This window comes from Paraclostridium tenue, from assembly GCF_039521565.1.
Classification (GTDB): Bacteria; Bacillota; Clostridia; order Peptostreptococcales; family Peptostreptococcaceae; genus Paraclostridium; species Paraclostridium tenue.
Genome location: NZ_BAAACP010000029.1, coordinates 1 through 17,166, shown reverse-complemented (window position 1 = coordinate 17,166; position 17,166 = coordinate 1). Strand labels below are relative to the sequence as shown.

Genomic DNA, 17,166 nt, shown 5'->3' with positions numbered 1-17,166 from the left:
ATTTAAAAAAGCTAACTCCTGTACAATACAGAAATCAGCTTTTATCAGTTTTTTAATAACTCTCTTTTTCTAGTGTCCTTGACAAAGGGTCCACTTTAACATTGTCACACCTTTTTAATTATTATTTTTATCTATTAATGTAGCTAATTTTTTGGTAAATTCCTTAGCAGAATCATAACCCATTCGTTTTTGTCTAAAGTTCATAGCTGCTACTTCTAAAATCATAGCTGTATTTCTTCCTGGTTTTACTGGAACTACTAACTTTTCTACATCTATTCCAAGTATCTCTTCATACTCTTTATCTAAACCTAATCTATCATAGTAAGTGTTATCATTCCAAGACTCTAGTCTTATTATTAAATCTATAACCTTCGAGTCTTTAACAGCTCCTATACCATACATACTTCTAACATCTATTATTCCTATACCTCTTATCTCCATAAAATGTTTTAAAACTTCAGGCGCTTGACCCATAAGTAAATTTTCATCAATTTTAGTTATTTCAACAGCATCATCTGCTATTAATCTATGACCTCTTTGAACAAGTTCAAGGGCCGTCTCTGATTTACCTACACTACTTTCCCCTCTTATTAAAACACCTACTCCAAATACATCTACTAAAACTCCATGTATACTAATTGTAGGTGACAATTTAGAATCTAAATAATTAGATAATTTATTTATTAGCCTAGTTGTATTTCTTTTTGTTGCCAATACTATTCTATTGTGTTTTTTAGCCATTTCAATAACATCTTCATTAACTGTAAGGCCTCTAGATACTATTAATGCTGGAACTTCATAGCTAAAAAATTTATCCAATACAGTTTTTCTTATTTCTGAATCCATATGGCTAAAGTAAGTATATTCAGTTCTACCTACAATCTGAATTCTATCATAAGTAAAATGCTCAAAATAACCTGCAAATTGTAAGCCTGGTCTATGAATATCTTGATAATGTACATAATACTCTACATCATCAGGCATATAAACTACATCTAAACCTATATCTTTAACTAATTCTCTAATTGAAACTGACCTTTCACTTCTTTCACTATCCATAATGTCTTTTACTCCTTTATAAATGTTAATTATGCTTTAAAAAAATTATATACATTTTCAGCTGAAGTTTTATTCATTCCCTCAACTTCTAGTAATTCTTCAAAAGTAGCTGTCTTTATTTCTTCTATATTTTTAAAGTGAGTTAATAATGCTTTCTTTCTTTTCTCACCTACTCCTTGTATATCATCTAATACGGATTTTGTCAAAGATTTATTTCTCAAACTTCTGTGATAAGAAATTGCATAATTATGAACTTCTTCTTGTATGCTAGCCACAAATCTATACAAATTGGATGTTTTATCGAGTTCTATCTCCTTTTCCTGGGAAATTAACCCCTTTGTTTTATGTTTATCATCTTTATACATCCCCCATAGAGGAATATTGACATCATACTTGTCTAAAACTTTTTTTACTGAACTTACCTGACCTTTTCCTCCATCTAACAATATTAAATCTGGTAAATCTCCATATTTTAATCTTCTTTCTACTATTTCTGCCATTGAATCATAATCATTAGGACCAACAACAGTTTTTATTTTATATCTTCTATATTCTTTTTTATCTTTTTTTCCATCTGTAAAAACTACCATTGAACCTATAGAATCAACTCCTTGAATATTTGAAATATCAAAAGACTCAATTCTTTTAGGTATCTTTTCTAAACCTATTAAAGTTTTTAACTCTTCTAAAGCTCCTATACTTTTTTGATATTTTAACTTGTTCATATTAGAAAACTTCTCAAGATATTCAACAGCATTTTTTCTAACCATTTCTACCAAACTTTTCTTTTCACCTTTTTGAGGAACTTTTATAATAACCTTTTGTCCTTTTTTAGATGATAACCACTCTTCAAGTACAAAACTATCTTCTACTTCATCTTCTATGATGATTTCCTTAGGTATATAATCTTGTGCCATATAAAATTGTTTTACAAATGATGATAAAATTGACTCTCGTGAACTGTCCATTACTCCTTCTAGTATGTAATGTTCTCTTCCAACTATCTTTCCATTTCTTATAAAAAATACTTGTACACAAGCTTCATCGTGAGCCCTCGCCATTGCAATAACATCTTGATTTAAATCCGAACTACCTAAATCTATTTTTTGTTTTTGAATCATATCTTCTAAACTTTTAATTTTATCTCTATACATAGCTGCATCTTCAAAATTAAAATCCGCAGCACATTTATTCATCTTTTCTTTTAAAAGCTCTATTAATTTTTCTTCTTTTCCTGAAAGAAACAATATTATTTCATCTATCATCTTACCGTAATCTTCTTTACTAACTTCGCCAGTACACGGGCCTACACATTTTTTAATATGCTTATTTAAACATGGTCTTACCTTGTTTTTTATAGCTTTTTCTATATCTATATTACAAGTTCTAATTGGGTAAATATTTCTTATTATTTCTAAGGTATCATTTACTGCTGTTGTATTTGTATATGGACCAAAATACTTAGCTTTATCTTTTATTACTTGTCTTACTTTTAAGACTCTTGGATAATCTTCATTTAATGTTACCTTTATATATGGATAAGTCTTATCATCTCTAAGTAATACATTGTATTTAGGTCTGTATTGTTTTATTAAATTACATTCTAATATTAATGCTTCTAATTCTGAATCAGTTATTATATATTCAAATTTATATATGTTTTTAACCATTGATTTAACTTTAGATGTATGATTTTTTGATGATTGAAAATACTGTCTAACTCTATTTTTTAAAGATATGGCTTTACCTACATATATAACTTTATCATTTCCATCTTTCATTAAATAAACTCCAGGTTCTGCTGGGAGTTTTTTTAATTGTTCTTGAATATCAAACATTCTTTCACCTCGATATTTAAAATATATATATAAATTATACCCTAGTTTAATCTTTAATAAATTAAAAAAAGTAAAAGAAATGATACTTACATAAGCATCATTTCTTTTACTTTTTTAACTATTTACCTTTTCCACCATTAAGCATTAAGAAAAATGTTCCTGCATCTTTTCTTGTATTAAACTCTGGAGAATCTTTATACTTATCAACATTTTCCGAATTCAATCCTACTATATCTATTTGTCCTGTTTCATATAAATTAAGTGCTGCATTTGGATCTTTAACTATCTTAGTATTTACTTTATCTATTTTAACTGAGCTTGCATCCCAATAATTAGGATTTTTACTCATTGTATATACATCTTCTATCTTCCAATCACTTAAAGTGAATGGTCCATTGTAAACCATCTTATCATGTGCTGTACCATATTCGCTTCCAAATTGTTCTACTGCTTTTTGATTTTGTGGTAAGAATGATTTAAAGAACATTAAACTGTCAAAATAGTGTACTGGTCTTACTAATTCAACTTGTAATGTATAGTCATCTATTGCTTTTATTCCTACATTATCTGCATTATCTACTTTACCTAAATTATAATCCTTAGCTCCTTTTATATCATACATAATAAATCCATATGTTGATGCTGTTGCTGGGTCTAGTGTTCTTTTCCATGAATATTCAAAATCTTTAGCTGTTACAGAATCTCCATTTGACCATTTAGCGTCTTTTCTTAAATTGAAAGTCCAAGTCTTTCCATCTTCAGATTTCTCCCATTTTTCTGCTATTCCGGGAGCAAGTTTACCATCTTTATCTAACTTAGTTAAGCCTTCCATGGTATTCATTAATACTTCTGATGAAACTGTATCCGATGCTTTACTTGGATCTAAAGTTGGTATATCTGATGCTCCTGTAATATTTAACTCTTTTTTACCTTCCCCAAGTTCTACCCAGTTATATATATATGGAACCCCAAACGCTGGAGTAAGTCTTCCACTTACGTATGGTTTTTGTAAATATGAAGCTCCTGATTGAATAAGAGGTGATAAGAATCCATCTTCTAACATTATTTTTTCAGCTTTAGCAAATTTCTCCCAACTTTCTTCTTGACTAGATGCAGTTTTAGCTTCTTCTATAAGCTTATCGTATTCAGGATTACTATACCCAGTATTTGCAGCATATTTTACGCCTGTTTGCATAGTTTCTAAAAATGTTAACGGATCTGGATAATCTGGTGACCATCCTGAATGAGATAAATGGAAATCCCCTTTTTCTTCTAATGCTATCTTTTGCTTAAATGGTTGCGATTTTACTTCTACTTTTAATCCTGGTAATGCAGTTTGAAGTTCTGCTTGCATAAATTCTGCCTGTCTTTTACCGGTTTCAGAATCAAATGATAATAATTCCAATGTAACTGTATCAAATCCAACTTCTTTTTTAGCTTTTTCCCATAATTTTGTAGCTTCTTCTTTATTGTAATGGTATCCCATTTCTCCAGCTAATTCTCTATAATCCTTTCCTTGTTCATTAAAAGCTAAACTTTCAGCTACTATATAATCTGCTGGAATAGTTCCATTGTTTATTATAGTATCGCACATTGTTTTTTTATCTATAGCCATTGATATAGCTGCTCTAGCATTTTTATTTGCAAGAACTTTGTAAGGATCTCCATTAGTTCCTCCTGAACTTTGACTTGATCCACTATTTCCACATCCAACCATTGTCATTATGGTTATTGCCACAGTTGTAGTCATTAAAGTCATTTTCTTTTTTAAAACCATAAGTTACTCCCCCTTAAACAACTGAATTTTACAATTAATAAAATTAGAATAATAATATATGTTTTTTTATTATATGCACTATAATTTGTCCTTAATGATTAATTTTTTCTGATTTTTCTGATTTTTAAAATTAAAAATAGGTTTATACTATAAATTTATAGTATAAACCTGTTAAATACCCTAAACTATATTATTTAGTTTCTGCTCTTCCTCCATTTATTTGGAAGAAGTTTACCGATGCCTTTAATGTTGTTTTAAATTCAGAAGAATCCTTATATTTATCAACATTTTCAGAAGTTAGTTGTACTATATCTATTTGTCCCGTTTCATATAAATTAAGTGCTGCATTTGGATCCTTAACTATTTTTGTATTTACTTTATCTATTTTAACTGAACCTTTATCCCAGTAATTAGGATTTTTACTTAATGTAAACATATCTTCTATTTTCCAGTTACTTAATGTAAATGGTCCATTGTAAACTATCTTATCATGTGAAGTTCCATATTCACTTCCAAATTGTTCTACTGCTTTTTGATTTTGTGGTAAGAATGACTTAAAGAACATTAGTCTATCAAAGTAATGAACTGGTCTTACTAATTCAACTTGTAATGTATAATCATCTATTGCTTTTATTCCTACATTATCTGCATTATCAACCTTACCTAAGTTATAATCTTTAGCTCCTTTTATATCATACATAATGAACCCATATGTTGATGCTGTCGCTGGGTCCAATGTTCTTTTCCATGAGTATTCAAAATCTTTAGCTGTTACAGGATCTCCATTTGACCATTTAGCATTTTTTCTTAAATTAAAAGTCCAAGTTTTTCCGTCCTCTGATTTTTCCCATTTTTCTGCTATTCCAGGAATCATTTCGCCATTTTTATCTAATTTAACTAAACCTTCCATAGTGTTCATTAACACTTCTGAAGATACAGTATCTTCAGCCTTACTGATATCTAAAGTAGGTATATCTGAAGTATTTGTTATATTAAGTTCTTTTTTACCTTCTTTTAATTCAACCCAATTGTATATTGCTGGGACACCAAATGATGGAGTAAGTCTTCCACTTACATATGGTTTTTCTAAAAATGAAGAACCTTGTTGAACTAGTGGTACTAAATATCCATCTTCTAACATCATTTTTTCAGCTTCTGCATATTTAGCCCAGCTTTCTTCTTGATTCTCTGCAGTTTTAGCTTCTTCTATAAGCTTGTTATATTCTTCACTATTGTAATTTGTATTTTTAGCATATTGTATTCCTTTTTGCATTGTTTCTAGAAATGTTAATGGGTCTGGGTAATCAGGGTTCCATGATGCATATGATAAGTGGAAATCGCCTTTACTCTCTAATTCTAATTTTTGTTTGAATGGTTGTGTTTTTATTTCTACTTTCAATCCTGGAAGTGCTCCTTGTAATTCTGATTGCATAAATTCCGCTGTTCTTTTACTACTTTCACTATCAAATGTTAGTAATTCTAATGTAACTGTATCAAAACCAACTTCTTCTTTTGCCTTTTCCCATTTTTTAGTTGCTTCCTCATCATTATGCTCATAACCCATAGAACCTGCTACTTCTCTATAGTCTTTACCAGATTCATTAAATGCTAATTTTTCTGCTACATAATATGATACAGGTATTGTTCCATTATTTAATATAGTATCACACATTGCTTGTCTATCTACAGACATTGCTATAGCAGCTCTTGCATTTTCATTCGCAAGTACCTCTAAAGCCTTAGCTTCTCCTTTTCCAGTTTTATTTTCTCCCCCAGATGTATCTCCTCCGCCTGTGCTACTACAGCCAACCAAAGCCATAACAGCTATTGCTGATGTTGCACACATCACAGACATTTTTTTCTTTAAAACCATAATATTTCCCCCTTATTTATTTAATTTATATCATTTAATTATATTGATTCAGCTTATAGGATAGTCTTTAGTAAAAGTCAGTATTTTTTTAATTTTTATTCTTTTGATTTATTTTTTCGCTTAAGTTTCATTTTTTCTGATATATATAATAATTATATTTAAACTTTTGCATTTAAATTCCTCTAATTAAATTTTTTAAATATTATAAATTTTTTATATAAATGATTGTTTTTTCACAAAAACCGTATTAATATTATATTAAACCTAACTTGTATAATCTAGTAAATTGTATTTAGGATAGGAGGGATTCTTAATTTGAAAAAATTCCAAAAATTAATTTTCATAAATTTAATACTTAGCTTTTCATATTATGCTATCAATAGTTTTGAAAGATTTTCTTTTATAAATGCATCTTTCATAATTGGAATGATTTATTTAACCTTTGGTGTATTCTTTTATGTAACCGAACAAGGTTTTTTTAATTTAACAATCTATGCATATAATAAAATTTCTAATCAACTCCGAAGAAGCAGGGGTATTTTATCTGAAAGCAATATCTCTATAGATGAATATATTTGTAAACGATATCAATTTTCTAATACTAGTTCACTTTTATCATCTGGTCTAATCATATCTGCCAGCACTTTATTCATAAGTTTTTTAATTTATTAATAATATTTTAAATAAAAAATATATATAAATATTTATATATATATTTTTTTAATATTGTTTTCAAAATTCTGGTATATTTTTATATTTATCAGAATTTATTTTTAAATAATACTATTTTATTCAAGGGGGTGTAGCGATGGGTCGCTATATATTAAAACGTCTTGCTCTTATGTTTATGACTCTACTAATCGTTGTTTCAGTTACATTTTTCTTGGTAAGGTTATTACCTGGAAGTCCATTTAATGACGAAAAATTAAATGAACAACAAATTGAAATGATTAACAAACAATACGGTCTTGATGCACCAGTTCCAGTTCAATATGTAAGATATATGAAAGGTGTATTTACAGGAGATTTAGGAAGATCTTTTAAGTATGATAACAAAAAAGTTGAAGATTTAATAAGTACTCGTTTAAAACCTTCAGCTATGTTAGGAGCTCAAGCTCTAGTTATCGGAAGTGTTGTTGGCTTAATCCTTGGAATAGTAGCAGCACTTAAGAAAAATACATTCTGGGATTATTTGGCTACAGTAATATCTGTTTTAGGAGTTTCAGTTCCATCATTTGTTTTAGCAGCACTTCTTCAATTATATTTAACACGAAAGTTTCAGATTTTCCCAGTTACATGGGGTATGCCTATAGGTTCAGATTTTAGATATTCTTGGACAGTATTACCATCTATAGCATTAGCAGTTTTCTCTATAGCAAATATAGCACGTTTTACTAGAACTGAACTGGTTGAAGTTCTAAATGCAGATTATATAGTTACTGCAAAATCTAAGGGATTGACTAAAGCAGCTGTAATAATAAAACATGCTTTAAGAAATGCTTTAATACCTGTTATAACTATGCTTGGACCTTTGACAGTTGGATTACTTACTGGATCTTTAGTTGTTGAAAAGGTATTTGCAGTTCCAGGTCTTGGAGATTTATTAGTGTCATCTATAACAACTAATGACTTGTTCTGTATATCAGGAGTTTCTATATTCTATAGTGCTTGTTATATAGCTGTAATTTTACTAGTTGATATACTTTATGGAATTATAGATCCTAGAATTCGTGTTGCGGGGGGGAAAGCTTAATGATGGATAAAGTTATAATAGATGGCAAAGAAGTTCAACTTACTGCTGATTTATTCGAAATTAGTCCAGCTGATATGACTCAACATGAAGCAATAACTAGACCTAGTTTAACATTTTGGCAGGATGCTAGAAAAAGATTATTTAGAAATAAAGGTGCTATTACAGGATTATTTATCCTTTTAATAATATGTTTTCTTACAGCGTTTGGTCCTATGTTTAATAAATATACTTATGATCAACAAAATTTAAGTCATGCTAAACTTCCTCCTAGGGTTCCAGTTTTATCTTCTCTAGGAATATTAGATGGAACTAAAAATGAAACTAGTTATGATGGTAAAGTTACAAAAGTAAATTCATATGAGAAAAAAGGTGTTGCAGATGATGTCAACTATTGGTTTGGTACAGATGATTTAGGTCGTGACTTATGGACTCGTACTTGGAGTGGAGCTAGAGTTTCTTTATTTATAGCTGTACTTGCTGCTTTATATGACCTTTTGATAGGTGTTACTTACGGTGGTGTTTCTGCTTATTATGGCGGTAAAGTAGATATGTATATGCAACGTTTCATAGAAATACTAACAGGTATTCCAAGTCTTGTTACTTTAACATTATTTATATTAGTCTTTGAACCAGGAGTATTATCTATGTCTCTTGCGATGGCTATATCCGGCTGGACTGGAATGTCTAGAATAGTACGTTCTCATGTACTTAGACTTAAAAATCAAGAATTCGTTTTAGCTTCTAGAACATTAGGAGCTCCTGATAAAAAAATAATAGTTAAACATTTATTCCCTAATATAATAGGTCCTGTAGTTGTTATGATGATGTTCTCATTACCATCTGCTATATTCTATGAAGCATTCCTTAGTTTTATAGGATTAGGACTACAACCTCCATACGCATCATTAGGTGTATTAATAAATGATGGATTTAAGCAATTACTAACAAATCCTTATATGATGGTTATTCCATCAATCGTAATTTGTTTATTAATATTTAGCTTAAACTTACTTGCAGATGGATTAAGGGATGCAGTTGACCCTAAAATGCGTAATCAATAGTTAGAAAGGGGATAAATTTTATGGAAAAAGAGAAATTATTAGAAGTTAAGAATTTGAAAGTTCACTTTAAAACTTTTGGGGGTGAAGTTCAAGCTGTAAGAAATGTTACATTTGATTTGCATAAAGGTGAAACTCTTGCTATAGTTGGTGAATCAGGATCTGGTAAATCAGTTGCTTGTAAAACTATTATGAGAATAATGTCTTCAAATGCACTTATAAAAGATGGAGAAATATTATTTAACGGAAAAGACTTAACTAAATTATCAGAAAAAGAGATGGAATCTATAAGGGGTAAAGATATCGCTATGATATTCCAAGATCCTATGACTTCACTTAACCCTACTACTACTATAGGTAAACAAATTGCAGAAGGAATAATAAAGCATCAAGGATTATCTAAAGATGAAGCTATGAAAAAAGCTATAGAACTTATCGATCTTGTTGGTATACCTTTCCCTGATAAAAGAGCAAAACAATATCCTCATCAATTCTCAGGAGGTATGCGACAACGTATAGTTATAGCTATAGCTCTAGCTTGCAATCCTAAAATACTTATAGCAGATGAACCAACTACTGCACTTGATGTTACTATCCAAGCACAAATATTAGAGTTAATAAAGGATATACAAAAGAAAACTGGAGTTGCTGTTATATTTATAACTCATGACCTTGGTGTTGTTGCTAATATGGCAGATAGAGTTGCTGTTATGTATGCTGGCAAAATAATAGAAGTTGGTACATCTGATGATGTTTTCTACAATCCACAACATCCATATACTTGGGGACTTCTAGCTTCTATGCCTAGCTTAGATATAGGTGAAAATGAATTATATAATATACCTGGTACACCACCAGATTTAATGAATCCACCTACTGGAGATGCGTTTGCACTACGTAACGTTAACGCACTTAAAATAGATTTTATTGCAGAACCTCCTATGTTTAAAGTTAGCGATACTCACACTGCTGCTACATGGTTATTACATCCATTAGCTCCTAAACTAGAAAGACCTGCAAACATAGGAAGAAAGAAGGTGTCTTCAAATGACTAAGAAAAAAATATTGGAAGTTAAAAATCTTAAGCAATACTTCCCTATTGATAAAAACAGTGTAGTCAAAGCTGTTGATGATATAAGTTTCCATATTTATGAAGGTGAAACTTTTGGCCTTGTTGGTGAATCTGGCTCTGGTAAATCTACTACTGGTAGAGCAATAATTAGATTGTATGACCCAACAGCTGGTGAAATAGTATTTGATGGCAAAAATATTTCAGCTAAGAAATTAGATAAGGATACTAAATCATTTGTGCATAAAAATATGCAAATGATATTCCAAGATCCAATGGCTTGTCTTAATCCACGTATGACTGTCATGGATATAATAGCTGAAGGTCTTGATATACATGGTCTTTGCAAAAATAAAGAAGAAAGAACACAAACTGTATATAAACTTTTAAGAACTGTTGGACTTGATGAACAACATGCAGGAAGATATCCTCATGAATTCTCTGGAGGTCAAAGACAACGTATCGGTATAGCTCGTTCATTAGCTATACAACCTAAATTCATAATAGCAGATGAGCCTATATCTGCACTTGATGTTTCTATACAAGCACAGGTTGTAAATTTACTTAGAAAATTACAAAAAGAAAAAGGATTAACATACTTATTTATAGCTCATGACCTTTCAATGGTTAAATATATAAGTGATCGTATAGGAGTTATGCATCGTGGTAAATTAGTTGAATTAACTACTTCAGAAGAATTATATGCTAATCCACTTCATCCATATACAAAATCATTATTATCAGCTATACCACTTCCTGACCCAGAACACGAAAGACATAGAGTTCGTATAAAATATGATCCTAGCATACATGATTATTCTGAGCATAAACCTAAGTGGTTAGAAATAAGACCTGATCATTTTATATTCGGTTCTGAACCAGAACTTGCACAATATGAAAAAGAATTATCTCAAAAAGAAGCTACAAGTAAATAAATTAAATAAAAAATGAGGCTGTCTTATGTCAACCTCATTTTTCTTGTGTAGTATTCTATTCAAAATATCTCTTTAAGAATAATCCTGTATATGACCCATCTACCTTAGATACTTCTTTAGGTGTTCCAGTTGCTACTATCTTTCCACCCTTATCTCCACCTTCTGGTCCAAGGTCTATTATATAATCACAAGTTTTTATTACATCTAAATTATGTTCTATTACAACTATAGTGTTGCCAGTATCTGCTAATCTTTGTAAAACATTTATTAATTTATCTACATCAGCCATATGAAGTCCTGTAGTAGGTTCATCTAGTATATATAAAGTTTTACCTGTAGGTCTTTTACTTAATTCTGAAGCAAGTTTTATTCTTTGAGCTTCTCCTCCTGATAATTGAGTTGAAGGTTGTCCTAATTTAATATAAGAAAGTCCAACATCCATAAGAGTTTCTAATTTTCTTTTTATTGCTGGTATATTTTCAAAGAATGCAAGAGCTTCTTCAACATTCATATCTAATACATCTGATATTGTCTTATCCTTGTACTTAACTTGTAAAGTCTCTCTATTGTATCTTTCTCCTTTACATACTTCACAAGGTACATAAACATCTGGAAGAAAATGCATTTCTATTTTTATTATTCCATCACCTTTACAAGCTTCACATCTTCCTCCTTTAACATTAAAACTAAATCTTCCTTTTTGATATCCTCTAGCCTTAGCTTCATTTGTTGATGCAAATAAATCTCTTATTAAATCAAATACTCCAGTATATGTTGCAGGATTTGAACGTGGTGTTCTTCCTATTGGACTTTGATCTATATTTATTATTTTATCTATATTCTCTATACCTTTAATTTCTTTATGTTTACCCGGTCTATCTCTTAATTTATTTATTTTAGTTGCTATCCCTTTATATAAAATATCATTTATTAAAGTACTCTTTCCTGATCCAGATACCCCAGTTATACAAGTGAATTTGCCTAATGGGAATTTAACATTTATATTTTTTAAATTGTTCTCTGTAGCCTTTACTATTTCTATAAAATTGCCATTACCTTCTCTTGTAGTCTCTGGAATTTGTATAACTTTTTTTCCACTTAAATACTGACCTGTTAATGAATTAGGATTTCTAAGTATCTCATCTAAAATTCCTTCTGCAACTATTTCTCCACCATGAACTCCAGCTCCTGGTCCTATATCTACAATATAATCCGCTTCTCTCATAGTATCTTCATCATGTTCAACAACTATAAGAGTATTTCCTATATCAGTTAAATGTCTTAATGTTTTGATTAACCTATCGTTGTCTCTTTGGTGAAGTCCTATACTTGGTTCATCTAATACATATAAAACTCCTACAAGTGCAGAACCTATTTGAGTAGCTAACCTAATACGCTGAGCTTCTCCTCCTGATAAAGTTCCTGCTTTTCTAGATAAGTTTAAATAATCTAGTCCAACATCTCTTAAGAATGATGCTCTACCTTTTATCTCTTTTAGTATCTCATGAGCTATAAACTTTTGCTTATCTGTTAAGTTTATATTTTCAATATAATCTATAAGTTCATTAACAGAGTAATCTGTTACCTCCATTATATTTTTATTATCTACTAATACAGAAAGAACTTCTTTTCTTAATCTATTCCCCCTACATTTAGGACAAGGTCTTTCTGCCATAAAGTCTTCTATCTTTTCTCTTGAGTATTCTGAATTTGTTTCTCTATATCTTCTTTCTAAATTTACTATTACTCCTTCAAATGGAGCCTTGTATAATCGAGTTCCACCGTACTTGGATTCATATACAAATTCAACCATTACATTATCATGTCCATAAAGTAATTCTTTTGCAAAATCTTCTGGTAAATCTTTAAATGGAGTAGATAAATCTACTTTAAATTTTTCTGCTAAACTTTTTACCATTTTACTATAATAAGTATCATCATTTGTACCTACTGATCCCCAAGCTGCAATAGCTCCTTGCTTTATAGATAATTCTTTATTTGGAATTACAAGATCTGGATCTACTTCCTTACTTTCTCCTAAACCATTACATGTTTCACAAGCTCCAAATGGACTGTTAAATGAGAACATTCTAGGTGATAATTCTTCTATACCTATACCATGTTCTGGACAAGCAAATTTAGTGGAATACATAACTTCTTCTCCGTCTATAATTTGAGCTATAACTAATCCATCAGACAACTTAACTGCCGTTTCAATAGAATCTGCTAATCTATTTTCTATACCATCTTTTATAACTATTCTATCTACCACAACTTCTATATTATGCTTTTGATTTTTATTTAAATCTATTTCATCTGTTACTTCGTAATTTTCTCCATCTACTCTAACTCTTACAAAACCTTCTTTTTTAATATTCTCTATAACTTTTTTATGAGTTCCCTTTTGTCCTCTTACTACAGGAGATAGTATTTGTAACTTAGTTCTTTCAGGAAACTCCATCATTTTATCTACTATTTCTTGTATAGTCATTTGGCTTATCTTTTTACCACATGTAGGACAATGTACTTCTCCTACTCTTGCAAATAATAATCTTAAATAATCATATATTTCAGTTACTGTACCTACTGTAGAACGTGGATTTTTTGATGTTGTTTTTTGATCTATTGATATAGCTGGTGATAAACCTTCTATATACTCTACATTAGGTTTTTCCATTTGTCCTAAGAATTGTCTTGCATATGCAGATAAACTTTCAACATATCTTCTTTGACCTTCTGCATATATAGTATCAAAAGCTAAAGATGACTTTCCAGATCCTGAAAGTCCAGTAAAAACTATAAATTTATCTCTTGGCAAAGTTAAATCTACATTTTTTAAGTTATGTTCTTTAGCTCCTTTTATTATAATTTTATCATTCATAGCTATGTTCCTTTCATAATGAAAATTATATCAATTAAGTCTTTTAATTTATTTTAATTTATCTTCTAATTCTTTTATCTTATCTCTTAACTGTGCTGCTCTTTCAAATTGAAGATTTTGAGCAGCTTCCATCATCTCAGCTTGAAGAGTTTCTATAGATTCTCTTATACTACTTTCATCATTTTCATTTATATCCCCATATATAGCTTCTTCGTCAGCAACTATCGTAGCTTCTATTGCATTTCTTATTCCTTTTTTGATAGTCTTTGGAACTATACCATGCTCTTCATTATAATGCATTTGTATTTCTCTTCTTCTCTTTGTTTCATCTATAGCACTTTGCATAGATCTAGTTATTTTATCTGCATACATTATAACTTTTCCATTTGCATTTCTTGCTGCTCTACCTATAGTTTGTATAAGTGATGTTTCTGATCTTAAGAATCCTTCTTTATCTGCATCTAATATAGCAACTAATGAAACTTCAGGAATATCTAACCCTTCCCTTAGTAAGTTTATACCCACTAAAACATCAAATTTACCTAATCTTAAATCCCTTATTATCTCTACTCTTTCTAGAGTATCAATATCAGAGTGAAGATATTTGACTTTAATACCTATCTCTTTAAGGTAATCACTTAAATCTTCACTCATTTTCTTAGTTAAAGTGGTTATAAGAACTCTTTCACCTTTTTCAATAACATTATTTATTTCTCCTACCAAGTCATCTATTTGATTATTTATTGGTCTGACTTCAATAATTGGGTCTAGCAATCCAGTAGGTCTTATAATTTGCTCAGCTATAGTAGTTGAATGTTCTATTTCATAAGGACCTGGAGTTGCTGTTACAAATAATATCTGATTTATATTTTCTTCAAATTCACTAAAGTTTAAAGGTCTATTATCATAAGCTGATGGTAATCTAAATCCATTATCAATAAGAGATGTTTTTCTTGATCTATCTCCAGCGTACATTCCTCTGATTTGAGGAACAGTTACATGAGATTCATCTATTATGATTAAATAATCATCTGGAAAGAAATCCATTAGTGTATATGGCTTATCTCCAGCTTTTCTTCCTGTTATATGTCTAGAGTAGTTTTCTATTCCTTGGCAAAAACCTATCTCTTTTAACATTTCTATATCATATCTAGTTCTTTGATCTATTCTTTGTGCTTCTATTAATTTATCATTATCTTTAAAATAATCTATTCTTTCTTTTAACTCTTCTTGTATATCTATAATAGCTTTATCTATTCTTTCTTGAGTTGTAACATAGTGAGATGCAGGGAATATCACTACATGATTTCTAATCCCAACTATCTTACCTGTTAGATAATCTATTTCTGTTATTCTGTCTATTTCATCACCAAAAAATTCTATTCTAATAGCCCTTTCATCAGTATTTGCTGGAAATATTTCTAAAATATCTCCTCTAACTCTAAAGGTTCCACGAGTAAAGTTAACATCATTTCTTTCATATTGTATCTCTATTAATCGTTTTATAATATCGTCCCTATCTTTTTCCATACCTGGTCTTAAAGAAACCATAAGCTCCTTATAATCTTGCGGATCCCCTAAACCATATATACATGACACAGAAGATATAATAATACAATCTCTTCTTTCTAATATAGCGGCAGTAGCAGAGTGTCTTAATTTATCTATTTCATCATTTATACTAGCATCCTTTTCTATATATGTATCACTGTGTGCTACATAAGCTTCTGGCTGATAATAATCATAATAACTTACAAAGTACTCTACTGCATTTTCTGGAAAGAATTCTTTAAACTCACTGTAAAGTTGAGCTGCTAAAGTTTTATTATGAGCAATTATTAATGTAGGTTTTTTAACTTGCTGTATAATATTAGCCATTGTAAATGTTTTTCCAGAACCTGTAACCCCAAGTAAAGTATTAAACTTTTCATCATTATTTATAGCTTTAACAATTTTATCTATAGCCTCTGGTTGATCACCCGTAGGCTTATAATCCGATTGAATTTTAAACTCCACAATATCCTCTCCTAACCGAACATTAGTTCATAATATAATATTAATTATATCATAGCTTTAACAATTTTATCACTCTATATTAATATTCTCTTTTTTAGAGTGTTTTAAATATTTTTTTATTTAAATTAAAAGTACCACTACATTCAGCAGTGGTACTTTTAATTTTTTATATTATTTTCTAAAGTTTTTTACTTTATTTAAAAGTTCAATATCTTCCTTTGTTGATGGATTATCTATAGTTAAATTATGAGGCATCTTTACTCCATTTTTATCAACACAAACAAAAGTTAAAAAGCCTTCGACGATTACTTCATCACTATCACTTCTATTAACTCTACCATAAACTGTTACACTTGTTTTTCCAGCATAAATTATTTTAGATTCTACTTTTATAATCTCGCCCTTTTTTATAGGTTTTTTAAAACTAACTTCATGAATCTTCAAGCATACCAAATTTTCTGGATGCTTATATTCATTGGCAACTGTTATAAAACAGCTTTCTACAAACCATTCTGACATTCTTCCTGCAAATAGAGTTCCATGATGATTTAAATCCTCATTCTTTACAAGTCTATATGTACCATAATATTTCATATAAATACCCCCTAGTATATTAATATAAATAATCCTTATACATTAGATACTATACATAAAAACTTCTATTAACAACATATTTAACATACTTTTAAAATATAAAAAAATAAGGCCTCCATGGGGGATAGAGACCTTTTAATAGGGGAGATTGAGTATTTATTTATACATATATTATATCCTGTGATATTTTTTTTATACATTTTTATAAAATTTTTAAATAAAAAAGATTACGTGGCTACGTCCTACTCTCCCAGGCGGCTTCCCACCAAGTACCATCGGCGCTAAAGAGCTTAACTTCTGTGTTCGGAATGGG

Annotated in this window: 12 protein-coding genes and 1 rRNA gene; 5 read left to right on the top strand and 8 right to left on the bottom strand. The window is 29.8% G+C overall.

The window, feature by feature from the left end; translation table 11 throughout:
- Window positions 1–114: 114 nt before the first annotated feature.
- The 4 genes from hprK to ABFX13_RS13890 all read right to left on the bottom strand — a co-directional run bounded on the left by hprK (window position 115) and on the right by ABFX13_RS13890 (window position 6,547).
- Window positions 115–1,059: an HPr(Ser) kinase/phosphatase gene (gene hprK / locus ABFX13_RS13905; RefSeq protein ID WP_270647281.1), complete on the bottom strand. Its 945-nt coding sequence runs from the start codon at window positions 1,057–1,059 to the stop codon at window positions 115–117.
- Window positions 1,060–1,088: 29 nt separating this feature from the next.
- Entirely contained in the window at window positions 1,089–2,897 is a 1,809-nt protein-coding gene (uvrC, locus tag ABFX13_RS13900; protein WP_346047034.1) for an excinuclease ABC subunit UvrC, read from the bottom strand.
- A gap of 118 nt (window positions 2,898–3,015) precedes the next feature.
- Complete coding sequence (locus ABFX13_RS13895) at window positions 3,016–4,674, bottom strand: ABC transporter substrate-binding protein (RefSeq protein ID WP_346047032.1); 1,659 nt, start codon at window positions 4,672–4,674, stop codon at window positions 3,016–3,018.
- A 190-nt stretch (window positions 4,675–4,864) separates the two neighbouring features.
- Complete coding sequence (locus ABFX13_RS13890; RefSeq protein ID WP_346047030.1) at window positions 4,865–6,547, bottom strand: ABC transporter substrate-binding protein; 1,683 nt, start codon at window positions 6,545–6,547, stop codon at window positions 4,865–4,867.
- 315 nt (window positions 6,548–6,862) lie between these two features.
- Between ABFX13_RS13890 and ABFX13_RS14760 the strand changes: the two genes are divergently transcribed.
- The 5 genes from ABFX13_RS14760 (at window position 6,863) to ABFX13_RS13870 (ending at window position 11,362) form a co-directional block, all read left to right on the top strand.
- Window positions 6,863–7,219 carry a DUF3899 domain-containing protein gene (locus tag ABFX13_RS14760; RefSeq protein ID WP_428833884.1) on the top strand — a complete coding sequence of 119 codons (357 nt, stop codon included), beginning with the start codon at window positions 6,863–6,865 and terminating at the stop codon, window positions 7,217–7,219.
- A 136-nt stretch (window positions 7,220–7,355) separates the two neighbouring features.
- Window positions 7,356–8,300: an ABC transporter permease gene (locus ABFX13_RS13885; RefSeq protein ID WP_187527476.1), complete on the top strand. Its 945-nt coding sequence runs from the start codon at window positions 7,356–7,358 to the stop codon at window positions 8,298–8,300.
- Window positions 8,300–9,361 (top strand): oligopeptide ABC transporter permease, encoded by a 1,062-nt coding sequence (gene opp3C, locus ABFX13_RS13880; RefSeq protein ID WP_346047027.1) that lies wholly within the window; start codon window positions 8,300–8,302, stop codon window positions 9,359–9,361. Before ABFX13_RS13885 ends, opp3C begins: the two co-directional genes overlap by 1 nt.
- Window positions 9,362–9,381: 20 nt before the next feature.
- Window positions 9,382–10,413 (top strand): ABC transporter ATP-binding protein, encoded by a 1,032-nt coding sequence (locus tag ABFX13_RS13875; protein WP_346047025.1) that lies wholly within the window; start codon window positions 9,382–9,384, stop codon window positions 10,411–10,413.
- The gene (locus tag ABFX13_RS13870) at window positions 10,406–11,362 is read left to right on the top strand and encodes an ABC transporter ATP-binding protein (protein ID WP_346047023.1); all 957 of its coding nucleotides are present in this window, start codon (window positions 10,406–10,408) and stop codon (window positions 11,360–11,362) included. The genes ABFX13_RS13875 and ABFX13_RS13870 overlap by 8 nt, the downstream gene beginning before the upstream one ends.
- Window positions 11,363–11,417: 55 nt before the next feature.
- Here ABFX13_RS13870 and uvrA read toward each other — a convergent pair whose 3' ends face one another.
- The 4 genes from uvrA to rrf form a co-directional block, all read right to left on the bottom strand.
- Complete coding sequence (uvrA, locus tag ABFX13_RS13865) at window positions 11,418–14,243, bottom strand: excinuclease ABC subunit UvrA (protein ID WP_346047020.1); 2,826 nt, start codon at window positions 14,241–14,243, stop codon at window positions 11,418–11,420.
- Between the two features lie 48 nt (window positions 14,244–14,291).
- Window positions 14,292–16,259, bottom strand: a complete 1,968-nt coding sequence (gene uvrB, locus ABFX13_RS13860) for an excinuclease ABC subunit UvrB (protein WP_346047018.1) — start codon at window positions 16,257–16,259, stop codon at window positions 14,292–14,294.
- A 171-nt stretch (window positions 16,260–16,430) separates the two neighbouring features.
- A complete protein-coding gene (locus ABFX13_RS13855; protein WP_346047016.1) occupies window positions 16,431–16,853 on the bottom strand; it encodes an acyl-CoA thioesterase in 423 nt (140 codons plus the stop codon).
- A gap of 229 nt (window positions 16,854–17,082) precedes the next feature.
- A 5S ribosomal RNA gene (gene rrf / locus ABFX13_RS13850) occupies window positions 17,083–17,166 on the bottom strand; the annotation flags it as partial.